This is a genomic window from Mycolicibacterium boenickei, from assembly GCF_010731295.1.
GTDB classification, from domain to species: Bacteria; Actinomycetota; Actinomycetes; order Mycobacteriales; family Mycobacteriaceae; genus Mycobacterium; species Mycobacterium boenickei.
Map to the genome: position 1 here is coordinate 3,854,395 of NZ_AP022579.1, position 21,092 is coordinate 3,875,486.

At 67.6% G+C, this 21,092-nt stretch carries 21 protein-coding genes; 14 read left to right on the forward strand and 7 right to left on the reverse strand.

Annotated elements, in window-relative coordinates:
• Window position 1: 1 nt before the first annotated feature.
• Window positions 2-1,798 carry an AMP-dependent synthetase/ligase gene (locus tag G6N57_RS18260; protein WP_077741157.1) on the reverse strand — a complete coding sequence of 599 codons (1,797 nt, stop codon included), beginning with the start codon at window positions 1,796-1,798 and terminating at the stop codon, window positions 2-4.
• 105 nt (window positions 1,799-1,903) lie between these two features.
• Between G6N57_RS18260 and G6N57_RS18265 the strand changes: the two genes are divergently transcribed.
• The 5 genes from G6N57_RS18265 to G6N57_RS18285 all read left to right on the forward strand — a co-directional run bounded on the left by G6N57_RS18265 (window position 1,904) and on the right by G6N57_RS18285 (window position 5,368).
• The gene (locus G6N57_RS18265) at window positions 1,904-2,293 is read left to right on the forward strand and encodes a polyketide cyclase / dehydrase and lipid transport (protein WP_077741156.1); all 390 of its coding nucleotides are present in this window, start codon (window positions 1,904-1,906) and stop codon (window positions 2,291-2,293) included.
• Window positions 2,294-2,396: 103 nt separating this feature from the next.
• Window positions 2,397-2,831 carry an SRPBCC family protein gene (locus G6N57_RS18270; protein ID WP_077742003.1) on the forward strand — a complete coding sequence of 145 codons (435 nt, stop codon included), beginning with the start codon at window positions 2,397-2,399 and terminating at the stop codon, window positions 2,829-2,831.
• On the forward strand, window positions 2,832-4,106 hold the full coding sequence (locus tag G6N57_RS18275; RefSeq protein WP_097925868.1) for an ArsA family ATPase: 1,275 nt from the start codon (window positions 2,832-2,834) through the stop codon (window positions 4,104-4,106).
• Complete coding sequence (locus tag G6N57_RS18280) at window positions 4,103-4,516, forward strand: hypothetical protein (RefSeq protein WP_077742005.1); 414 nt, start codon at window positions 4,103-4,105, stop codon at window positions 4,514-4,516. The genes G6N57_RS18275 and G6N57_RS18280 overlap by 4 nt, the downstream gene beginning before the upstream one ends.
• A gap of 108 nt (window positions 4,517-4,624) precedes the next feature.
• On the forward strand, window positions 4,625-5,368 hold the full coding sequence (locus G6N57_RS18285) for a lysophospholipid acyltransferase family protein (RefSeq protein WP_077741155.1): 744 nt from the start codon (window positions 4,625-4,627) through the stop codon (window positions 5,366-5,368).
• Here the strand turns inward: G6N57_RS18285 and G6N57_RS18290 are convergent.
• Entirely contained in the window at window positions 5,365-6,678 is a 1,314-nt protein-coding gene (locus G6N57_RS18290; protein WP_077741154.1) for a glycosyltransferase 87 family protein, read from the reverse strand. The two genes, G6N57_RS18285 and G6N57_RS18290, sit on opposite strands and share 4 nt — an antisense overlap.
• A gap of 83 nt (window positions 6,679-6,761) precedes the next feature.
• On the opposite strand from G6N57_RS18290, the gene G6N57_RS18295 reads away from it, so the two are divergent.
• Genes G6N57_RS18295 through G6N57_RS18305 form a run of 3 tightly spaced genes read left to right on the forward strand, consistent with a single transcriptional unit; the run spans window position 6,762 to window position 9,583 of the window.
• A complete protein-coding gene (locus G6N57_RS18295) occupies window positions 6,762-7,634 on the forward strand; it encodes a hypothetical protein (protein ID WP_077741153.1) in 873 nt (290 codons plus the stop codon).
• Window positions 7,634-8,152 carry a polyadenylate-specific 3'-exoribonuclease AS gene (locus G6N57_RS18300; protein ID WP_077741152.1) on the forward strand — a complete coding sequence of 173 codons (519 nt, stop codon included), beginning with the start codon at window positions 7,634-7,636 and terminating at the stop codon, window positions 8,150-8,152. The genes G6N57_RS18295 and G6N57_RS18300 overlap by 1 nt, the downstream gene beginning before the upstream one ends.
• A 33-nt stretch (window positions 8,153-8,185) precedes the next feature.
• Window positions 8,186-9,583, forward strand: coding sequence for a class II 3-deoxy-7-phosphoheptulonate synthase (locus G6N57_RS18305; RefSeq protein ID WP_065458644.1), 1,398 nt, complete (start codon window positions 8,186-8,188; stop codon window positions 9,581-9,583).
• Here G6N57_RS18305 and G6N57_RS18310 read toward each other — a convergent pair.
• Window positions 9,580-10,830 (reverse strand): protein kinase domain-containing protein, encoded by a 1,251-nt coding sequence (locus G6N57_RS18310; protein WP_077741151.1) that lies wholly within the window; start codon window positions 10,828-10,830, stop codon window positions 9,580-9,582. The two genes, G6N57_RS18305 and G6N57_RS18310, sit on opposite strands and share 4 nt — an antisense overlap.
• A gap of 36 nt (window positions 10,831-10,866) precedes the next feature.
• Between G6N57_RS18310 and G6N57_RS18315 the strand changes: the two genes are divergently transcribed.
• Window positions 10,867-11,271, forward strand: a complete 405-nt coding sequence (locus tag G6N57_RS18315; RefSeq protein ID WP_077741150.1) for an Rv2175c family DNA-binding protein — start codon at window positions 10,867-10,869, stop codon at window positions 11,269-11,271.
• Here G6N57_RS18315 and G6N57_RS18320 read toward each other — a convergent pair.
• The 4 genes from G6N57_RS18320 to G6N57_RS18335 all read right to left on the reverse strand — a co-directional run bounded on the left by G6N57_RS18320 (window position 11,260) and on the right by G6N57_RS18335 (window position 15,342).
• Complete coding sequence (locus G6N57_RS18320; protein ID WP_077741149.1) at window positions 11,260-12,792, reverse strand: alpha-(1->6)-mannopyranosyltransferase A; 1,533 nt, start codon at window positions 12,790-12,792, stop codon at window positions 11,260-11,262. The two genes, G6N57_RS18315 and G6N57_RS18320, sit on opposite strands and share 12 nt — an antisense overlap.
• Before the next feature lie 31 nt (window positions 12,793-12,823).
• Window positions 12,824-13,912: a bifunctional (2E,6E)-farnesyl/geranyl diphosphate synthase gene (gene idsA2, locus G6N57_RS18325; RefSeq protein ID WP_077741148.1), complete on the reverse strand. Its 1,089-nt coding sequence runs from the start codon at window positions 13,910-13,912 to the stop codon at window positions 12,824-12,826.
• A 117-nt stretch (window positions 13,913-14,029) separates the two neighbouring features.
• Window positions 14,030-14,734, reverse strand: coding sequence for an LppM family (lipo)protein (locus G6N57_RS18330; protein WP_077741147.1), 705 nt, complete (start codon window positions 14,732-14,734; stop codon window positions 14,030-14,032).
• An 11-nt stretch (window positions 14,735-14,745) separates the two neighbouring features.
• Window positions 14,746-15,342 carry a GNAT family N-acetyltransferase gene (locus G6N57_RS18335; RefSeq protein ID WP_077741146.1) on the reverse strand — a complete coding sequence of 199 codons (597 nt, stop codon included), beginning with the start codon at window positions 15,340-15,342 and terminating at the stop codon, window positions 14,746-14,748.
• Between the two features lie 228 nt (window positions 15,343-15,570).
• On the opposite strand from G6N57_RS18335, the gene G6N57_RS18340 reads away from it, so the two are divergent.
• The 5 genes from G6N57_RS18340 (at window position 15,571) to G6N57_RS18360 (ending at window position 21,049) form a co-directional block, all read left to right on the forward strand.
• Window positions 15,571-15,972, forward strand: a complete 402-nt coding sequence (locus G6N57_RS18340; RefSeq protein ID WP_077741145.1) for an SCO2097 family morphological protein — start codon at window positions 15,571-15,573, stop codon at window positions 15,970-15,972.
• Between the two features lie 395 nt (window positions 15,973-16,367).
• Complete coding sequence (mraZ, locus tag G6N57_RS18345; protein WP_077741144.1) at window positions 16,368-16,799, forward strand: division/cell wall cluster transcriptional repressor MraZ; 432 nt, start codon at window positions 16,368-16,370, stop codon at window positions 16,797-16,799.
• Window positions 16,774-17,952, forward strand: a complete 1,179-nt coding sequence (rsmH, locus tag G6N57_RS18350) for a 16S rRNA (cytosine(1402)-N(4))-methyltransferase RsmH (protein WP_234815629.1) — start codon at window positions 16,774-16,776, stop codon at window positions 17,950-17,952. The genes mraZ and rsmH overlap by 26 nt, the downstream gene beginning before the upstream one ends.
• The gene (locus G6N57_RS18355) at window positions 17,949-19,124 is read left to right on the forward strand and encodes a cell division protein FtsL (RefSeq protein ID WP_234815630.1); all 1,176 of its coding nucleotides are present in this window, start codon (window positions 17,949-17,951) and stop codon (window positions 19,122-19,124) included. Before rsmH ends, G6N57_RS18355 begins: the two co-directional genes overlap by 4 nt.
• On the forward strand, window positions 19,121-21,049 hold the full coding sequence (locus G6N57_RS18360) for a peptidoglycan D,D-transpeptidase FtsI family protein (RefSeq protein ID WP_077741141.1): 1,929 nt from the start codon (window positions 19,121-19,123) through the stop codon (window positions 21,047-21,049). Before G6N57_RS18355 ends, G6N57_RS18360 begins: the two co-directional genes overlap by 4 nt.
• Window positions 21,050-21,092: the final 43 nt, after the last annotated feature.

Genomic DNA, 21,092 nt, shown 5'->3' on the forward strand with positions numbered 1-21,092 from the left:
ATCAGCCGTAGAGCGCCGCGATGTCGGTGGCGAACTTCTCGGCCACCACCTTGCGCTTGACCTTGAGCGTCGGGGTCAGCTCACCGGTGTCCTCGGTGAAGTCGACGGGAAGGATCCGGAACTTACGGATCGACTCGGCGTGCGACACCGCCTGATTGGCCTCCTTGACCGCCAGGTCGATCTCGGCCAGCAGATCCGGGTCGTCGGCCAGATCGCCGACCGAGGCGGCGGAGTCCTTGCCGTTGCGCTGCTTCCAGCCGGGGAACGCTTCCGGGTCGATGGTGATGAGCGCGGCGATGAACGGCTGCTGATCGCCGACGGCCATCGCCTGGCTGATCAACGGGTGGGCCCGCAGCCGATCCTCGAGCAGCGCCGGTGCGACGTTCTTGCCGCCCGCGGTGACGATGATCTCCTTCTTGCGCCCGACGATGGTCAGGAAGCCGTCGTCGTCGATGGCACCCAGATCGCCGGTGTGGAACCAGCCGTCGGTGAACACCGCGTTGGTCTCGGCTTCATTGCCCCAGTACCCGCTGAACACCACACCGCCCTTGACCAGCAGCTCGCCGTCCTCGGCGATGCGCATGCTGTTGCCGGGCATCAGCTTGCCGACCGAGCCGACCTTCAGGTCGTTGACCCGGTTCACGGTGATGGCCGCGCTGGTCTCGGTGAGGCCGTAGCCCTCGTAGATGCTCAGTCCCACACCGCGATAGAAGTGGCCCAGCCGCGCGCCCAGCGGTGCGCCGCCGGAGATCGCCGCGCGGCATTCGCCGCCAAGGGCCGCCCGCAGCTTGCCGTAGACCAGCTTGTCGAACAGCGCGTGCTTGGCGCGGAGAATCAAGGACGCGCCGCCGGTGTCCTGGGCCTTACTCCACTCGATCGCGGTGTCCGCCGCGATCGCGAAGATCTTGCCCTTGCCGTCGTTGCGGGCGTTCTGCTCGGCGGTGTTGTAGACCTTCTCGAACACGCGGGGCACCGAGACCACCAGCGTGGGCTTGAAGATGCCGAAGGTCGGGACCAGGTTCTTGATGTCACTGGTGAAGCCGAGTGTCACCTTGTTGGTGAAGGCCGCGATGGTGATGGCCCGCGCCAGCACGTGGGCCAGCGGCAGGAACACCAGCATCCGTTCACCCGGGGCCAGCTCGGTCGGGAAGCAGGCCTTGGCGCCCCGGATCTCGTAGAGCAGGTTCGAGTGGGTCAGCTGGCAGCCCTTGGGCTGGCCGGTGGTGCCCGAGGTGTAGATCAAGGTGGCCGGATCGGCGGACCGGATTCCGGCCAGTCGCTTGTCCAGTTCGGCGGCGTCGGCGGATTTACCGGACTCGGCCATGGCCTCCAGTGCGGGCGTGCCGGTGCCGTCGATCCGCAGCACCTGGCGCAGCTCGGGCAGCTGACCACGGAGCTGTTCTACCGTCTCGGCGTGCGCGTCGGTCTCGGCGAAGACGATCTTCGCCGCGGAGTTGTCGAGCACGAACCGCACCTGCTCGGCCGAGGAGGTCTCGTAGATCGGCACGGTCACGGCGCCGACCGACAGGATCGCGAAGTCGATGATCGGCCACTCGTAGCGGGTGGCCGACAGGATCGCCACGCGATCGCCGGCCTGGATGCCCTCGGCGATCAGTCCCAGCGCCACCGATCGGATCTGGTCGGCCGCTTCGGCGCAGGTCACGTCGGTCCAGGCGCCGTTGACCAGGCGCCGGAAGATGACGTGATCAGGGCTGTCCGCCGCGTGCGCGGATACCGAACCGACGATGCTGTCGTGCTCGTCGACGGTAAACGACGCGGGGACGCTGTACTCCCGCACTGACTCACGCACGATCTTGCCCTCCAGGCTTGTATACCGGCTTTGCGCGTCAGCCTAGTCGGCCGCAGTAGGCAGATGATCACGCATATGTGAAGCTTGTCCGCGATGAACAGCATTCAGATCGCCGACGAGACGTTCGTCTGCGCCGATCCGGTCGCCGTGGGCGCCGCGGTCGCCGATCCCGCCAGCTGGCGGCGGTGGTGGCCCGACCTGGTGCTCAAGGTCGTCGAAGACCGTGCCGAGAAGGGCCACCGCTGGAACGTGACCGGTGCGCTGACCGGAACGATGGAGATCTGGCTCGAGGAGGTGATGGACGGCGTCGTGCTGCACTACTTCCTGCACGCCGAACCGTCCGGCGCCACGGCCAAGCAGTTGGCCGAGATGGATCTGGCAAAGATGAACCACCAACGCCGCGTGGCGGGCAAGGTGATGTCGTTCGGGATCAAGCAGCGGTTGGAGTCCGCTCGCCCGGTCGGAGTGTCCCGACTGGCCTGACCGGCTCCCTCGACGGGAGGGTAGATTTCTCTCCCGAGAGCCAGGGCAGCCCCGTGGGGTGGGGAAGCAGGGCATCCCCGCGGGCGGGGAGAAGGGTGTGGCGGTGGCCGACAAGACGACACAGACCATCTACATCGATGCCGATCCGGTGGCGGTGATGGATGTCATTGCCGATATCGGCTCGTATCCACAGTGGGTCGCCGAGTACAAGGAAGCCGAGGTCCTCGAGACCGACGCACAGGGCAACCCCAAGACCGCCAGGCTGGTGCTCGACGCCGCGGTGCTCAAGGACACCATGGTGCTGGCCTACAAGTGGCCCGCCGATCGCACCTCGGTGACCTGGTCGCTGGTGTCCAGTTCGCTGTTGCGGTCGCTGGAGGGGACATATCGCTTGGCGCCCAAGGGATCTGGCACCGAGGTCACCTACGAGCTGTCGGTCGATCTGATGATCCCGATGATCGGTCTGCTGAAGCGCAAGGCTGAGCGACGGCTCACCGATACCGCGCTCAAGGACCTGAAGAAACGAGCAGAGGGCTGAGTGGGTTCGCCGGACGGGAGCGCACGGACCCCTGCGAGGATCAGCCTGTTCGTCGGCAAAGGCGGGGTAGGTAAGTCGACGCTGGCGACAGCCACCGCGGTCCGTGACGCCGCGTCCGGTCAGCGCGTGCTGATCGTGTCCACCGATCAGGCGCACTCCACGGGTGATGTACTCGGGATCCCGCTCGCCCCAACAGGTCAACGTGCGCCCACCCGGGTACTCAGTGACCTGGACCCCGGACTGGCCGATGCGGGCGGGGTGCTGGACGCCCTCGCGCTCGACACGCTGGCCCTGCTGGGTGCGCGCTGGGTCGAGACGGCCGGCCCGCTGGCGGCGCGCTTCCCGGAGTCGGATCTGGGAGACGTTGCCCCTGAAGAACTTTCGGCGCTCCCGGGAATCCAGGAAGTGCTCGGGCTGCACGAGGTGGGCGAGCTCGCCGATTCCGGGTGCTGGGATCACGTGGTGGTGGACTGCGCCTCGACCGCTGATGCGTTGCGGATGCTCACGCTTCCGGAGACCTTCGGCCTGTACCTGGAGCGCGCCTGGCCCCGGCACCGCCGGCTGTCCGGCTCGCCGGACGCGGTCAGTACGGCCATCGTCGCCCTGATCGAACGCGTCGATTCCGGCATCCGCAGGCTGGGCACGTTGCTCACCGACGGCTCCCGGGTGAGCGCCCACCTGGTGCTGACCCCCGAGCGGGTGGTGGCGGCCGAGGCCGCGCGGACGTTGGGATCCCTTGCCCTGATGGGGGTCGAGGTCACCGAGATCATCGTCAATCAGATTTTGGTGCAGGATGATTCGTTCGAGTACCAGAACTTGCCTGCCCACCCGGCGTTCGACTGGTACACCGAGCGCATCGCCGAGCAGCAGTCGGTGCTCGACGAGCTCGATTCCACCATCGGTGATGTTCAGCTGGTGCTCGTCCCGCACGTGCCGGGGGAGCCGATCGGTCCCAAGGCGCTGGGGGAGCTGATCGACAGTGCCCGACGGCGCGACGGGTCACCGCCGCCGGGTCCGTTGCGACCCGTCGTCGACCGGGAGTCGGGGTCTGGACTCGATGCGGTGTACCGGTTGCGGCTAGAGTTGCCGCAGATCGACTCGGCCGGCCTCACGCTGGGACGCGTCGATGATGACTTGATCATCGGCGTCGCGGGCATGCGACGCCGGGTGCGGTTGGCCTCTGTCCTGCGTCGGTGCATCGTGACAGATGCGCAATTGCGGGGTAGCGAACTGACGGTACGTTTTCGTCCGAATCCGGAGGTGTGGCCGGCATGACGGGGTCTCATCCCGAGCTGGGTTCGGAGTTGCGCCAATTGGCCCAGGAAATTCTCGACCGGCTGGATCCGGCGGTGCGGTTGGCAGCGGCCAATTTCGCGGCGTCGGCCGACGACAGTCCGGGCAAGTGCCAGCAGGTGTGGTGCCCCGTGTGCGCACTGGCCGCGGTGATCAACGGTGAGCAGCATCCGCTGCTGTCGGTGATCGCCGAGCACAGCGTGGCCCTGCTGACGGTGATCCGCGCGGTCCTCGATGACGGCAGCGACGGGTCCGGCAATGGTGGGGATAACGGCCCCGGTGGAGGTAGCCCGCCACCCGATGGTGGTCCGGATACGCCGCCGCCCGACGATTACCCGCGTCCGCCGCCTCCCGGTCGCTACCAGCACATCCCGGTCTCGGTCGAGGACTGAGACGTCGCTGAGACACAGCAGGCATCCAGGGCTTGCTGTGGTAGCCACAACATGGCCTGGGTACAGTTGTCGCAGAGCATTGCGCGGTGCGCACAAGGTGGAGGGTCCATGTGGTATTGGCTGTTCAAGTATGTCCTGTTGGGCCCCCTGCTGGCCGTTCTCGGTCGGCCCAAAATCAGTGGGCTGGAACATGTTCCGACCAACGGTCCGGCAATCCTGGCCAGTAACCACCTGGCGGTGATGGACAGTTTCTACCTGCCGCTGGTGGTCAACCGGCGCATCACGTTCCTGGCCAAGCAGGAGTACTTCACCGGCACCGGGATCAAGGGCCGGTTCCTGGCGTGGTTCTACACCGTCGTCGGCCAGGTGCCGATCGACCGCACCGATGCGGATTCGGCGCAGGCAGCGCTGACCACCGCCAAGCGCATTCTGGGCGAGGGCAAGCTGCTGGGGATGTATCCCGAGGGCACGCGCTCACCGGACGGCCGCCTCTACAAGGGCAAGACCGGGCTGGCCCGCTTGGCCCTGGAGACCGGTGTGCCGGTGATCCCGGTGGCCATGGTCGGCACCGATGTGGTCAATCCGCCGGGGTCGAAGGGGCTGCGGTTCGGCCGGGTCGAGGTCAGGTTCGGCAAGCCCATGGACTTCAGCCGGTTCGACGGCCTGGCGGGTAATCGGTTCATCGAGCGCGCCGTGATCGACGAGGTGATGTACGACCTGATGGATCTGTCCGGCCAGGAGTACGTCGACATCTACGCGGCCGCCATCAAGGAGAACGCGCAGCAGACCAACGGTCAGCCGGTCGACGCGAGCAAGCCCGCGTCTAGGCTGCCGCACGCCGCTGCGGGTTAGGCCCGCTCGCCGCCGCTCAGGCGGGCCAGCGGGCTGTGCGTTATCGCCACCGTCTTGCCCGCCGTCGCGGTGGACACGGCGCCGATCACGACGATGACCGCGAGCGCCCACCACAGGTAGGAATCGGCGGCCAGCTGCCGAAGCACGGGCGCTGCGGTCTCGTGGTGGGGTGTCAACAGCGAGATGGGTGTCCACACCATCAGGGCGAGCCCGATCACGGTGACCGCGGCCAGATACAGCGAGGCCCGGTGCGTCTGGCGCATCCGGTAGGCCAGCACGCCGGTCACCAGCAGGGTGGGGAGCGACCACACCCAGTGGTGCGACCACGACACCGGCGAGACCACCAGGCCGAACATCGCCACGCAGATCAGCGCGACCACCGGGGACTCGTCGGTGCCGGAACGTAGAACACGCCGCACCGCCCAGACCGTCAGCGCCAACACCGCGAAGCAGGCGAGCACCCACAACACGAACCGCGGACCCTCGGACAGGCCGAACCGGGCCAACGTGCCCGCGATGTTCTGGTTCGTGTTCAGGGTGGCGGTACCGATCCGGTCGGTGTTGCGCACCGTCTCGGTCCAGTACTCGATGGAGTCGGTCCACGCCAGCACGAATCCGGCGACGGTCGCCACCACCGCGGCAGCAGCCGTCCGCAGCAGGGTGTGGATGTCGCGGCGCAGCAGGAAATACAGGACGAACACCGCGGGAGTGAGCTTGAGCGCGATCGCCAGGCCCAGCAGAACGCCGCGGGGCCAGGGCGTCCGGCGCGGCACGCAGTCGGCGACCACCAGCGTCATCAGCACCACGTTGATCTGGCCGAACTCGAAGTTCGACCGGATGGGTTCCAGCCAGATGACCGCGGGCACCACGAGCGCGGTGGCCAGCCAGCAGCGGCGCAGCCAGGCCGGCTCCGCGGTGATCGTGGTTTCCGGCCAGACGTTCAGCCGCGTCAGCACCATGACCATCGAGATGATCAGCAGCAACAGCGTGGTTGCGGTGATCGCCACACTGGCCGCGGGCAGCGAGAGCCAGGCGAACGGGGCGAACATGATCGCCGCCAGTGGTGGGTACGTGAACGGCAGGTCGAGGCCGCCCTGGGTGTGGAAGATGGCCCCGTCGGCATACAGCGGTTGGTTGTCCAACCACGCCCGCCCGCCCATCCGGTACACGTCGATGTCGATGCGATAGGGCACGTGGCCCAGAAGCCGCCAGCCGACCAGGATCAACCCGGCCACTGTGAGCAACTGAAAAAGCCGCCACCCGATCGTCGGTGCCCAACCAGCTGCGCCGGGCGACTGCCGCTTACTCATGTTCTCAACAGACTATCGGGGGTAGCCCGAGGACGGCGCATCCGCACTCGCGACGCGCGCAGGTCGGCGTAAGTTCTTTGTGCGTGCACGCGACCGTCCACCTCGATTTCCTCGCCCCCGATCGCCTGCCTTTGCTGTGCTGCCTGGTGGCGTTCATTCTCACGTTCTTCGTGACCCGCATCGTGGTGCGTTACATCCGCCGGAACGCCGACAGCGACCGCCCGCCGAGGTGGTGGCAGCCCCGCAACATGGGACACGGTTCGCTGCACATCCACCACATGGTGATCGGTGTCGTGCTGGTGATGGTGTCGGGCGTGACGATGGTGACGCTGGCCGTCAGCGGTGGGGTGGCGGAGTTCACCGTGGCCGCGGTGTTCTTCGGTATCGGTGCGGCCCTGGTGCTCGACGAGTTCGCGCTGATCCTGCACCTTTCCGACGTGTACTGGGCTGAGGACGGCCGCACATCGGTAGATGCGGTGTTCGCCGCCGTGGCGGTGGCGGGGCTGCTGATCCTCGGTTTCAACCCGCTGTCATTCTTTGATATCGATATCTGGCGCGAGGACCAGTCGCCCGCGGTCCGCGCGCTCGTGGTCGCGGTGGCGGTGCTGACCTTGGCGCTGGCGGTGGTCGTCCTGCTCAAAGGCAAGGTGTGGACTGGATTGGTGGGGATGTTCATAACGCCGTTGTTGTTCGTCGGGGCGGTGCGGTTGTCGCGGCCGCATGCGCCGTGGGCGCGCTGGCGCTACACCGGCAACCCCCGCAAGATGCACCGCGCCCTGGAGCGGGAGCGCTGGCTGCGCCGGCCTGTCGTGCAGGCCAAACTGTGGCTGCAGGACGCGATCACCGGTATGCCGAAGTTCCCCGATGACGCCACTGTCGACGCGCAGCTCGATCGCGAGATCCATGCGGCCCCCGCGCCGCAGTCACCGGCCACGAAGACGGAGCAGATCGCCTGATGCGCTACTTCTACGACACCGAGTTCATCGACGACGGTCGCACCATCGAGTTGATCTCGATCGGCGTCGCGGCCGAGGACGGACGCGAGTACTACGCGATCTCGACCGAATTCAACCCGGACCGCGCGGGCCGGTGGGTGCGAAAGCACGTGCTGCCCAAGCTGCCGTCCCCGTCCTCGCAGCTGTGGCGGTCGCGTCGGCAGATCCGGTCGGAGCTGGAGGACTTCTTCGACATCGACGGTGACGAGCCGATCGAGCTGTGGGCCTGGGTGGGCGCCTACGACCATGTGGTGCTGTGCCAGCTGTGGGGCCCGATGACCGACCTGCCACCGGCGATGCCGCGGTTCACCCGCGAGCTGCGCCAGTTCTGGGAGGACCGCGGCTCGCCGCGGATGCCACCGCGACCGACCGAGGCGCACGACGCGCTGGTCGACGCCCGGCACAATCTGCACCGGTTCCAGTTGATGACGGGGATGGACCTCACACCCGCGCGGGATCGCGGCCTCACACAGCCCTGAAAACAGCCGTTCACCGGCGGCTACCATGAACGGGTGAACTGGACCGTTGACATCCCCATCGACGAGCTGCCGCCACTGCCTCCGCTGAGCGACGAGTTGCGTCAGCGGCTCGACTCGGCCTTGGCCAAGCCGGCTGTGCAGCAGCCCAGCTGGGACGCGGACGAGGCGAAAGCCATGCGCACCGTGCTGGAGAGCGTGCCTCCGGTCACCGTGCCGTCGGAGATCGAGAAGCTCAAGGGCCTGCTGGCCGACGTCGCGCGGGGTGAGGCGTTCCTGTTGCAGGGCGGCGACTGCGCAGAGACGTTCGTCGACAACACCGAGCCTCATATCCGGGCCAACATCCGCACCCTGCTGCAGATGGCGGTCGTGCTGACCTACGGCGCCAGCATGCCGGTGGTCAAGGTGGCCCGGATCGCAGGCCAGTACGCCAAGCCGCGGTCATCGGATCTGGATGCGCTGGGGCTGAAGTCCTATCGCGGCGACATGGTCAACGGCTTCGCCCCGGATGCCGCGGTACGCGAGCACGATCCGTCGCGGCTGGTGCGGGCCTACGCCAATGCCAGCGCCGCGATGAACCTGGTGCGCGCGCTGACCTCGTCCGGGCTGGCGTCGTTGCACCTGGTGCACGACTGGAACCGTGAGTTCGTCCGGACGTCGCCGGCCGGGGCCCGCTACGAGGCGCTGGCCGGGGAGATCGACCGAGGCCTGAAGTTCATGTCCGCCTGCGGGGTGGCCGATCGCAATCTGCAGACCGCCGACATCTTCGCCAGCCACGAAGCACTGGTGATCGATTACGAGCGCGCGATGCTGCGCCTGTCGGACCCGGCCGAGAACCCGGACATGCCACCCAAGCTGTACGACCAGTCGGCGCACTACCTGTGGATCGGTGAGCGCACGCGTCAGCTCGACGGTGCCCACGTGGCGCTGGCCGAGGTGATCGCCAACCCGATCGGGATCAAGCTGGGGCCGACCACCACTCCGGAGCAGGCCGTCGAATACGTCGAGCGGCTGGATCCGAACAACGAGCCGGGACGGCTGACCCTGGTGACCCGGATGGGCAACAACAAGGTCCGTGATCTGTTGCCTGCGCTCATCCAGAAGGTCGAGGCCACCGGTCACAAGGTGATCTGGCAGTGCGACCCCATGCACGGCAACACCCACGAGTCGTCGACGGGTTACAAGACCCGGCATTTCGATCGCATCGTCGACGAGGTGCAGGGGTTCTTCGAGGTGCACAACGCCTTGGGCACCCACCCGGGCGGCATCCATGTCGAGATCACCGGTGAGAACGTGACCGAGTGTCTCGGTGGGGCACAGGACATCTCGGATTCGGATCTGTCCGGACGCTACGAGACCGCGTGCGATCCGCGGCTCAACACCCAGCAGAGCCTGGAGTTGGCGTTCCTCGTCGCCGAGATGCTGCGTAGCTAGAGGAGTGCACCGACGTTGGTGCCGACCGTCCAGGCCGCGGCAGCGACGAGGCCGGTCAGAGTGATGATCGCGATCACCCAGAACACCAGCGCTCGTCTGGCGCGCTGCCGGGCCCAGTAGAACTCGCCCATCTCGATTCCGGCGAATTGTCCTGCGCCGAAAGAGTTTTCCACGGCGTCGGGATCAGCCGGGATTGGCGCCCAGTCGTGGGGGTCCCGAGTGATCTCACGAGTGGGCCGGCGTGGCGCAGGTGCCGCCGGCGGTGCGGCTGTCACGACGGTGGCGGCCTCGACGCGGGGATCCTCGGGCTCGCCGAGATCATGGACGCGGGTGGCGGCCAGGTGCTGTGCCGACTGCTGCGGTGCGGGCACCCGGAATGCCGGCAGCCCGAGGTCGTCGACGATCTCGTGCAGTTCGGCCCGCATCTCGTCGGCGTCGGCGAACCGCCGGCGGGCGTCGCGGGCGGTGGCCCGGCGCACCAACTCGTCGAATTGTGTTGGCACCCCTGCGATTACCTTGCTCGGCGGGGGTACATCGTGGTCCATGCGCTGGTAGGCGACCGTCAGTGCGGAGTCTCCGGTGAACGGCGTGACGCCGGTGAGCAGTTCGTAGGTGAGGATGCCGACCGCGTACACATCGCTGCGTGGGTCGGCGTCACCGGTGCTGACCTGTTCGGGGGACAGGTAGGCCGCGGTGCCGAGGATCACGCTGGTCGAGGTGATCTTGGCCTCCGCCACGGCGCGTACCAGACCGAAATCGGCGATCTTGACCTCGCCGTCGTCGGAGATCAGCACGTTCTCGGGCTTGATGTCGCGGTGTACGAGTCCGGCGCGATGTGCCACCGCGAGCCCACCGAGTACCGGTTCCAGCACCGCGGCAACGGCATGCGGGGGCATCGGACCACGTTCGGCCAGCAGTTCGCGAAGTGTGCCGCCCTCGATCAGTTCCATCACCAGAAAAGGCGACTGGCCGCCGGCCCCGCCGCCACCCTGGTCATACACCGCGACCAGGCCCGGATCCTTCAACCGGGCAACGGCCTTGGCCTCACGGCCGAACCTGGTCAGGAAGTGGCTGTCGCCGCTGTAGCGGGAGTCCATCACTTTCAGGGCGACGGGACGGTCCAGGCGCACGTCGAGTCCGCGATAGACCGTGGACATACCGCCGGTGGCGATGGGTGTGTCCACGCGATAACGCCCGTCCAGCATCGTGCCGACGAGTGGATCCGGTTGCTGCCCCACCGGACACATGTTACGAGTCGTGGCCGAGGACCTAGAATCAGTGCGGTGAGCAGCATTCCAGCGGCCGATGACGTATTGGACCCCGACGAGGCGGTCTACGACCTACCCACGGTGTCGGATTTGCTCGGCATCCCAGTTACCAAGGTGCACCAACAGTTGCGGGACGGGCAGTTGATCGCCGTCCGCCGCGACCGCGTTCTGGTGGTGCCGAAGATCTTCTTCGATGACAACGGCCATGTGACCAAGCACCTGCCCGGCCTGCTGGTCGTGCTGCGTGACGGCGGCTACCGCGACACCGAGATCGTGCGGTGGTTGTTCACCCCGGACGAGTCGCTGACGATCACCACCGACGGCCGCACCGAGCAGGTCTCCAACGCCCGCCCGATCGACGCACTGCATTCCCATCAGGCACGTGAGGTGCTGCGCCGCGCGCAGGCGTTAGGTTACTGACGGCTGGTTCTGTGTCTGCGGCTCGACGGGCGCCTCGGGGGCGCGGTAGAGCGCGTACCACGCCACCACGGCGCACGCCGTGGTCAGCAGGACATGTGCCCACGAGTACATGCCGTGCGCCCCATCGGGTTTCCACATCACCATGATCCAGGTGGAGAATCCGGCGATCGCGGCGATGGCGGGCCGGGTCTGGATCAGGGCGGCGGCCACCGCCAGCGGCCAGGTGTAGTACCAGGGCAGCGCGGCCGGGACGAACAGCACGACCACCACCATGGCGAGGGTGATGCCGGTGAGGGCTTCGCGGTCGGTGTGCCGGTAGCGCCACCACAACAGCGGCAGCGCGATCACGATGGTGAGAATGCCGATGATCCGCGCGACCTCGAGCACGGCGTAGAAGTTGACCGGAAAGATCAGGCCGCCAATGGCATTGATGAGGTTGGCGGCCGCGGTGGGCACGGTGAGCCAGTTGATGATCTTCACGGAGCCGGCCAGCGCCGTCAGCCAGCCCAGGCCGACGCCGGCCAGCACCGAGGTCACCGCGAACACCGCAACGAAGATCAGCACCGAGGCGGCCGTGGCGACCGCGAAGGCACGCACCGCGGGCAGGTCTCTCTTGTCGCGCAATTGGCGCATCCATACCCAGACCAGGAACGGCAACGCGAGCCCGGCAGTGGCTTTGACCGCGACGGCGATCGCGATGAGACTGACGCCGATCACCGGCCGGCCCGCGAAGGTGAGCGCGATGGCGGCCATCATCAGCCCGACCATCAGCATCTCGTTGTGGACGCCGCCCATCAGGTGCACGATCACCAGCGGATTGAGCACGCAGATCCACAGCGACGCGGCCCCGTTGGCGCCGACGTGCCGGGCGATCCGGGGCGCGGCCCAGATCAGCAACAGCAGGCCGGGCAGCATGCACAGCCGCAGCAGCATGGTGCCGGCCACCACATCGTCGCCCACCAGGATCGTGACGAACTTGGCGACCAGGATGAACGCAGGCCCGTAGGGGGCGGTGGTCGTCGTCCAGATCGGACTCACGTTGTCCAGCAAGGAGTTCGGGTTCTCCACCGGACCCACCACATACGGGTCGAAGCCGTCGCGCAGCAGCGCTCCCTGCGCGAGGTAGGAGTAGGTGTCACGGCTGAACAGCGGCACGCTCAGCAGCAGCGGTGCCAGCCAGAATCCGGTGGTGGCAACCATGGTGTATTCGGTGGCGGTGCCGTCGATCACGCGCCGGCCCAGCCACAGCCAGGCGATCAGCATCACCGCGACGCCTGCCCACAGCAGGATCGAGGACAGCACCAGGCCGTGCCCGAACCGCAACCAGGACAGGTGCAGTGACTCCAGCAGCGGGTCGTGCAGTCGGGTGCTGCCCGCGCCGAGCCCGCCGATGGTCAGCAGCGCCGCGCCGAGGCAACCGACCCGTGCGGGTCGGGCTTCGGCGGATACTGCGAACGTGGCGAGACGGGAGATATGTTGCGCGACCCCCGTCTTCGGGGTCTCGGTCGGCATAGTTGTCATGAGGGAGTCGTCATGTCGTTGTGACGGTCTCCTACGCCGACCGGTTCGCGGCGAACCGGGCGATCTCGGCGAGGCCGGTCTTCGCCTGGTCGTGGATCGGTGCGGCCGCCAGGGTGTCCAGCGCGCGGTGGGTGAGCATCTCGATGTGCGTCTCGACGGCGGCAAGCGCGCCCACTGATTCGATGGCCCGGCACAGGTCGTTGACCTGTGCGTCGGACAGCTCGGTGCCCACGGAGGTGCGCAGCAGTTCGGCGGCGGCGGGATCGGACTTGTCTGCCAGCTCGAGTGCTTCGGCCAGCAGCACGGTGCGCTTGCCCGACCGCAGGTCGTCACCGGAGGGTTTGCCGGTCACCGCCGGGTCGCCGAACACCCCGAGGACGTCGTCGCGGAGTTGGAAGGCGACACCGAGATCGTTGCCGACCTGGTGGAAGATCTGCTGCACGTCGGGCCGGTCGGCGGCTGCCGCGGCGCCCAGCTGTAGCGGCCGGGCCACCGTGTAGGACGCGGTCTTGTAGGTGTTGACGTTCATCGCCGAGGCCACCGATTCGGCACCGCTGGACTCCGCGACGATGTCGAGGTACTGGCCGCCCAGCACCTCGGTGCGGATGTGGCGCCAGACCTGCTGGACGCGTTTCTGCGCGTCGGCCGGGATGGCCGCGGAGGCGACGATGTCGTCGGCCCAGGCCAGTGCGAGGTCTCCGGCCAGGATGGCCGCCGACAGGCCGAATTGGCGCGAGGATCCGTGCCAGTTGCGCTCGTGGTGCCGGTCGGCGAACAACCGGTGCACGGTCGGCAGGCCGCGGCGGGTGGCCGAGTCGTCGATGACGTCGTCGTGCACGAGGGCGCAGGCCTGCAGCAGCTCCAGCGCGGCGAACAGCCGCAGCACGTCGTCATCGGCGGGGCGATCGGCCGGTTCGATCACCGCGCGCCAGCCCCAGAAGGCGAAGGCCGGGCGCATCCGCTTGCCCCCGCGGAGCACGAACTCCTCGAGGGCCTCGGTCAGCTCGGCGTAGTCGGTTCCGATGTACTCGCAGTCGCGGCGGCGCTCACGCAGATAGTCGCGCAATTGGTCGGTGACGGCTTCGGCCAGCTCGACGGTTGACGGAGCCGATGTTTGCACGCTCAGCGCCCGCCCCTTTCTGTCGTCAACGGTGTGCCCCCGAGTGCATTCAGAGTAGAGCGTGCCACGGGTTTTGTACCAAGTGAGTACGGCGTAGCTGTGAGGCGGTGCGCGGGATCAGTCGCTGCCGGCGACGGGGTCACCCGGCTTCGGCGAGGTGTCGCGGCTCATCCATGCCAATGCGCCGATCACTCCGGCGACCAGGAACGCGCCGACGACGAGCCAGATGGTGGCGGTGGTGAACGACCGGGCACTCGGGTCGGTGTAGCGGGCCTGGGCGTTCATCGTGCTGACGATTCCGGGTCGCAGTTTCCATTCGACGATCGAGGAGCTCACCTGATCACCGTTGGTCGAGGTCACCTCGCCGGGGAATGACACGGTCAGCAGAACGTCGGCTTGTGGATCGGACAGCGAGGTCAGGTCGACCCGGCCCTCCAAAATCACCAGGTCACCCGCGCGACGCAGGGAGATGTCGACTCCGGCGGCGTCGCGGCTCATCCCGGCCAGCTGGGGCAGCTCGGCGAACGAGAGGTCGGAGAACACCGCCTGGGAGCCGACGTAGTCGTCGCGGCTGTACTCCGAGACCGCCACCTTCGTGGCGAACGGGAGGTTGTTGAGCAGCTGCGGGCCCTTGTCCTCGGCGTTGCGCGGCTTTGCCGCCGCGATGATCTGGCCGGACACCCGGTCGTCGGGGGAGACGGTGATCGAGGTGCGGACCCTGACGCAGCCCACCGCCATGGGCAGGATCAGCAGCAACATCACCAACGTGAGGAAGCGGGTCCGGCTGCGACGGCTCGGTGGTCGGACATGCACGCTGGTCATCGTGCCAGATGTCACAGCGGCAGTGGGCGACCGAGGATGGCAAATGGCCGGGGGTCGCCGGCGAAGTGGTAACCGCGGATCACATCGGTGAAGCCGAGGCGCCGGTACAACCGCCACGCTCGATTGGCCTCGCCGTTGATCTCAGGGGTGGACAACAGCACGTGAGATTCGGCGCGGCCGGTCAACAGTCGCCTGGTCAGGGCCTCGCCGATGCCGTGCCCCTGCGCGCGGGGCTCGATGTGCAGCTCGGTGAGTTCGAAGTAGCTGGCCATCAGCTCGGCGATGCTCCCGGGGCTGGTACCCACCCGCTGCAGGCCGGAGATGACCTGCTGCTGCCACCACTGATCGGGGGCCCCGCTGTAGCCGTAGGCGATTCCCTGCAGCGGCGCGTTGATCAGATCGGTGGTGCCGGGCGCGGCCGATGCGTCGGCGACCTCGACTGCGGCCACGCATTTCCAGCCTGCGCGCCGGGTGTGTTCGAGCCAGAGGGCGGCGCGTTGTTCCTCGGTTCCGCGGGGGTAGCGCATGGCGTCGACGTACACGCGCAACGCCTCGGGGAGCCGGCGCTTCATGTCGTCCGGCGACAGATCGATCAGATACGTCGCCAATGCCCTCGCCTTTCGTCTGCCCGGCGGCTGCCGAGCTCATTATCTTCAGCATTATCCGGTTGTGAGGCGGTCGGTCCCATCGACCGGGGCGATCTCGGAACGGCCTACAATCGAGTACGAACAAGGTGGTACGGCTCGGATCGACCTCGTATCATTAGGCTTAGGTGCCCGTGATTGCGGGCATGTGAAATTTTGAAAAGCGACGGCGGCGTCGGCAAGGAGGGACGAATGCCACTCTCCGATCATGAGCAGCGCATGCTCGATCAGATCGAGAGCGCGCTCTATGCCGAGGATCCCAAGTTCGCCTCGAGCGTTCGCGGTGGGACCTTGCGCGCGCCATCTGCTCGGCGGAGGCTGCAGGGCGCGCTGTTGTTCGTGCTCGGCCTGGCGTTGTTGGTTGTCGGTGTCGCGGTGAAGTCGCTGTGGCTCGGCGGTTTCCCGGTTCTGTCGGTGTTCGGCTTCGTGGCGATGTTCGCCGGCGTGGTGTTCGCCGTCACGGGTCCGCGGGTCACCGGAGGACGTGACCGTGCGGCCCAGGGGTCCGGCAACGCACCGCGTCAGCGTCGTCAGCGCGGAGGGTCGTTCACGACCCGGATGGAAGACCGCTTCCGCCGCCGGTTCGACGACTGAGCCGGCCGACGGTTTCAGGGGGTAGCCCGTAAGGGGCTGCCCCCTTTTTTGTTGCTCAGCGACACGCCGAGTAGTTCGGTGGCGCACCCGCGTGGGGTGGTGTGGGGGAGAGCGCCGGATTCTCAGGGATTCTCGCCCCACAACCCCCCACCTTCCCGACGCAGGCTTTTACCTGCGGTTTTTCCTCATCGGCTGCCGAATGCCGACGTTTCGGCGTGCGTTTTTGGTGGTTCCGGGGGGATCGGGTGGGGAGAAAGTCCAAACTTGGCGGACTAAATGGAGCAAAGTGGGGGATCGTGGGGTAAAGTGGCGGCCAACGGGGAAAACGGAGCCCCGTTCGGAGGGCAGAAGGCGAAGCGACTCGGGATCCGAACCGGGTGGCGGGAGGTGTCCAGATGTTTCTGGGTACCTACACGCCCAAGCTCGACGACAAGGGGCGGCTCACGCTGCCCGCCAAGTTCCGCGACGCACTGGCAGGAGGGTTGATGGTCACCAAGGGCCAAGATCACAGCCTTGCCGTGTATCCGAGGGACGAGTTCGAAAAGGTGGCCCGGCGCGCTGCTGACGCATCGCGGAGGAACCCCGACGCACGGGCGTTTCTCCGCAACCTGGCGGCCGCCACCGATGAGCAGCATCCCGACGCGCAGGGCCGGATCACCCTGTCGGCGGATCACCGTCGCTACGCGAGCCTGTCCAAGGAGTGCGTGGTGATCGGGTCGGTCGACTACCTGGAGATCTGGGACGCAGAAGCCTGGCAGTCCTACCAGGAGACCCACGAAGAGAACTTCTCCGCGGCCACCGATGAAGCTCTGCGCGACATCCTCTGATGCGGCCCATCAACCGGCGGCTGGCCTGGACCTAGCCCGTGCAACGAGGCCTCTGCCCGAATTGGCCCTGGCGTACTTCCCCAACGCCAGGTCCGTTAATTCGGACAGAGACCCCGGTGCAGGGGCCAATCCGAGCGGAGGTGTTTCAGCGGTGCCAGATTCCCCAGATCACTCAGACTCCAAGGGCCACGGCCATATCCCGGTGCTGCTCGACCGCTGCGTCGAGTTGCTGGCCCCGGCACTGACCCGTCATCACGACGACGGAACCGGCGCGGTTCTGGTGGATGCCACCCTCGGCGCGGGCGGCCACACCGAACGCTTTCTCACCGACTTTCCCGGTCTGACGGTCATCGGACTCGACCGTGACCCCAACGCACTCGGCATCGCAGGCGCTCGACTGGCCCCATTCGGCGACCGGATCCGGCTGGTGCGGACCCGCTACGACGGAATCACCGGGGCCGTCACCGAATCCGGCTTCCGCCAGATCGACGGAGTGCTGTTCGACCTCGGCGTGTCCTCGATGCAGCTGGATCAGGCCGAACGCGGCTTCTCCTACTCCACGGACGCACCGCTGGACATGCGGATGGATCCCGACGCGCCACTGACCGCGGCCGACATTCTCAATACCTATGACGCCAAGTCGATCGCCCGGATCCTGCGCGACTACGGCGAGGAGCGCTTCGCCGGCCGCATTGCCGACAAGGTCGTCAAACGGCGTGCACAGCAACCGTTTTCCACCACCGGCGAGTTGGTGGAGCTGCTCTACGAGGCGATCCCGGCACCGGCGCGCCGCACGGGCGGGCATCCGGGCAAGCGCACCTTCCAGGCGCTCCGGGTCGCGGTCAACGGCGAACTCGATTCTCTGCGGGCCGCGCTGCCGGCCGCGCTGGCCGCATTGGCCGACGGGGGACGCATTGTGGTGATGTCCTATCAGTCGCTCGAAGACCGGATCGTCAAGCAGGCGTTCACCGCGGCCACCGCATCGAGGACCCCGCCCGGCCTGCCCATCGAATTGCCAGGCCACGAACCCGAATTCGTCACACTGACCCGCGGCGCCGAGAAGGCCCGCCAGGTCGAGATCGATCGCAATCCGCGTAGCGCTCCGGTGCGGCTGCGGGCACTGGAAAAGGTTGGGGAAGGGGGGAACTCATGAAGGTGAAGCGACCCGAACAGCTGCGTGAGTCCGATCGCAGGCGTCCGGTGCGTCAACCCGCGCGAGGGAGCGGACGGCGCAGTGAACAGGCGCCGCCGCGCAAGCGCAGGCCGGGTTCCGAGCAGCGGCCGGCACGGAGCGCTCCGGGTACCGGGCCGATTCAGCGTCCGGGCACGCGCCCGGCCCGGCCCAAGAGCGCCAGCCAGGCCAAGGCCCGGGCGAAGGCGCGTAAGGCCAAGGCCCCCAAGGTTGTCCGCCCGCCACTACGGGTGCGGCTGCGGGAACGCCTGCTGGTCCGGCTGGCCTCGGTCGAGCTCAATCCGCGGGTCCTGATCTCCCGGGTCCCGTTCGTCGTTCTGGTGATCGCGGCACTGGGCCTCGGCCTCGCGGTCACCCTGTGGCTGTCCACGGGTTCGGCCGAGCGGTCCTACCAGTTGGGTCACGCCCGTCAGGTCAATGAGGGCCTGATGCAGCAGAAAGAAGCACTGGAACGTGATGTGCTCGAGGCGCAGGCCGCTCCGGCGCTGGCCGAGGCTGCCCGCAACCTGGGGATGATCCCGTCGCGCGACACCGCGCACCTGGTGCAGGATGCGGCAGGCAACTGGACTGTCGTCGGCACTCCCAAGCCCGCCGAAGGCGTGCCGCCGCCTCCGCTCAACACGCCGCTGCCGGAAGAGGCCCCGCCGGCCCCGCCCGCACCCCCGGCTCCGCGGGTGCTCGATCCGCGCGAGCTGACGGTACGGACTCCGCGTGCGGTTTCCCCTGCGGTACCGGGCATTCCGGTTCCGCAGGCCGATGCGGCCCACGGCGTTCCCGGTGCCGTGCCACCGGTGCCCGGACCGGTACCGGCGGCACCGCCGGCCGCTCCGGACGTGCTCGCGGCACCTGCGCCCGCGCCGATGCATCTGCCCGGTGTGCCGACCGCGCCCGGCCCGGCGGCACAAGTGGAACCGGCTCAGCCGGAGGCGGTGGCTCCCGCTCCGGCTGCGGTCGCGCCAGGCCCGGCCGCGCCCGCCGCACCGGCGCCGGTACTGGCCGCTCCCGCGGCGCCGGGACCCGCGGTCCCGCTGGAACAGTTCAGCCGGCCCACTGCACCGGAGGTGCACATCCCGGCTGCTGCGCCTGCGCCTGCACCCGCCGTCGCCGTCAACGCCCCGGTTCCCGCCACATGAGCCGCCGCCCGGGCCGCCAGGGCCAGACGCCGAAGCCGCAGCGGGCCAAGACGGCATCTCCCGGGCCGGGGCACGAGGCCCGGGTTCGCCGCACCAGGGTCGCCGCTACCGAAACTGGTTTGCGCAGTTCGTCCTTCGTGTTCCGGAACCGTGCCGGAAACGTGGTGATGATCGCGGTGCTGGTGATCGCGGCCGCGCAGTTGTTCACCCTTCAGGTGCCAAGGGCTGCGGGTCTGCGTGCCGAGGCGGCCAGCCAGCTCAAGGTCACCGATGTGAACCCCGCCATGCGGGGCAGCATCGTCGACCGCAACGACGACAAGCTGGCGTTCACGATCGAGGCCAAGGCGCTGACGTTCCAGCCGGTCCGGGTCCGCAAGCAGCTCGCCGAGGCCAAGGCCAAATCCAGCGAGGCACCCGATCCGGACCGCCGGCTCGTCGACATCGCCAAAGAGATCGCCGGACGGCTGGACAACCGGCCCGACTTCAAGACCGTGCTCAAAAAGCTCAGGAGTAACGAGACTTTCGTCTACCTGGCCCGCGCGGTCGACCCCGCGATCGCCAGCGCGATCATGGACAAGTTTCCCGAGGTCGGTGCCGAGCGGCAGGATCTCCGGCAGTACCCGGGAGGTTCGCTGGCCGCCAACATCGTCGGCGGGATCGACTGGGACGGCCACGGCCTGCTGGGGCTGGAGGATTCGCTCGACTCGGTGCTGGCCGGCTCCGACGGTTCGGTGACCTACGACCGTGGTTCCGACGGCGTCGTGATCCCCGGCAGCTACCGCAACCGGCACGACGCGGTCAACGGGTCCACGGTGCAGCTGACCCTCGACGACGACATCCAGTACTACGTCCAGCAGCAGGTGCAACAGGCCAAGGATGCCTCGGGTGCCAAGAACGTCTCCGCAGTGGTGCTCGATGCGAAATCGGGTGAGGTACTGGCGATGTCGAACGACAACACGTTCGACCCGAGTCAGGATCTGGGACGGCAGGAGAGCCGGCAGATGGGCAACCTCCCGGTCTCCTCGCCGTTCGAGCCCGGGTCGGTGAACAAGATCATCACGGCCTCCGCGGCGATCGAGTACGGGCTGGCCAATCCGGACGAGGTGCTGCAGGTGCCCGGCTCGATCGACATGGGCGGTGTCACGGTCCGGGACGCGTGGAACCACGGCGTGATGCCGTACACGATGACCGGTGTGTTCGGTAAGTCGTCGAACGTCGGCACCCTGATGCTGGCCCAGCGGGTCGGCCCCGACCGGTTCTACGACATGGTCCGCCGGTTCGGGCTCGGTCAGCGCACCGGCGTCGGCCTGCCCGGTGAGAGCGGGGGCCTGGTGCCGCCCATCGACCAGTGGTCGGGTAGCTCGTTCTCCAACCTGCCGATCGGACAGGGCCTTTCGATGACGTTGCTGCAGATGGCCGGGATGTACCAGACCATCGCCAACGACGGGGTGCGCATGCCGCCGCGGATCATCAAGTCCACCATCGCCCCCGATGGCACCCGTACCGACGAGCCTCGGCCCGAAGGGGTCCGGGTGGTGACACCGGAGACGGCCCGCACGGTGCGCAACATGTTCCGCGCCATCGTGCAGCGCGATCCGACGGGCGCACAGCAGGGCACCGGACCGCAGGCCGCGGTCGAGGGCTATCAGATCGCGGGCAAGACCGGTACCGCCCAGCAGATCAATCCGGCGTGCGGCTGCTACTACGACGACGTGTACTGGATCACCTTCGCCGGGATGGCACCTGCCGACGATCCGCGGTACGTCGTGGGCATCATGATGGACGCACCGCACCGTGCGGCCGACGGGTCACCGGGATCCTCGGCGGCACCGCTGTTCCACAACATCGCATCGTGGCTGCTGCAGCGGCACAACGTTCCGTTGTCGGCTGATCCGGGGCCGCGATTGACCCTGCAGTCGACCTGACACCGATAGTCGTGGGTGATGCGGTCGGCGTACCGCAGATGGG

What these genes read in the sequence shown, in the direction of transcription:
- G6N57_RS18300 (WP_077741152.1), top strand. Translation starts at nt 7,634, where the DNA reads ATGCGCTACTTCTACGACACCGAGTTCATCGACGACGGTCGCACCATC.
- mraZ (WP_077741144.1), top strand. Translation starts at nt 16,368, where the DNA reads ATGTTTCTGGGTACCTACACGCCCAAGCTCGACGACAAGGGGCGGCTC.
- rsmH (WP_234815629.1), top strand. Translation starts at nt 16,774, where the DNA reads ATGAAGCTCTGCGCGACATCCTCTGATGCGGCCCATCAACCGGCGGCT.
- G6N57_RS18330 (WP_077741147.1), bottom strand. Translation starts at nt 14,734, where the DNA reads ATGACCAGCGTGCATGTCCGACCACCGAGCCGTCGCAGCCGGACCCGC.
- G6N57_RS18280 (WP_077742005.1), top strand. Translation starts at nt 4,103, where the DNA reads ATGACGGGGTCTCATCCCGAGCTGGGTTCGGAGTTGCGCCAATTGGCC.
- G6N57_RS18360 (WP_077741141.1), top strand. Translation starts at nt 19,121, where the DNA reads ATGAGCCGCCGCCCGGGCCGCCAGGGCCAGACGCCGAAGCCGCAGCGG.
- G6N57_RS18340 (WP_077741145.1), top strand. Translation starts at nt 15,571, where the DNA reads ATGCCACTCTCCGATCATGAGCAGCGCATGCTCGATCAGATCGAGAGC.
- G6N57_RS18310 (WP_077741151.1), bottom strand. Translation starts at nt 10,830, where the DNA reads ATGTGTCCGGTGGGGCAGCAACCGGATCCACTCGTCGGCACGATGCTG.
- G6N57_RS18285 (WP_077741155.1), top strand. Translation starts at nt 4,625, where the DNA reads ATGTGGTATTGGCTGTTCAAGTATGTCCTGTTGGGCCCCCTGCTGGCC.
- G6N57_RS18320 (WP_077741149.1), bottom strand. Translation starts at nt 12,792, where the DNA reads ATGACAACTATGCCGACCGAGACCCCGAAGACGGGGGTCGCGCAACAT.
- G6N57_RS18265 (WP_077741156.1), top strand. Translation starts at nt 1,904, where the DNA reads ATGAACAGCATTCAGATCGCCGACGAGACGTTCGTCTGCGCCGATCCG.
- G6N57_RS18355 (WP_234815630.1), top strand. Translation starts at nt 17,949, where the DNA reads ATGAAGGTGAAGCGACCCGAACAGCTGCGTGAGTCCGATCGCAGGCGT.
- G6N57_RS18290 (WP_077741154.1), bottom strand. Translation starts at nt 6,678, where the DNA reads ATGAGTAAGCGGCAGTCGCCCGGCGCAGCTGGTTGGGCACCGACGATC.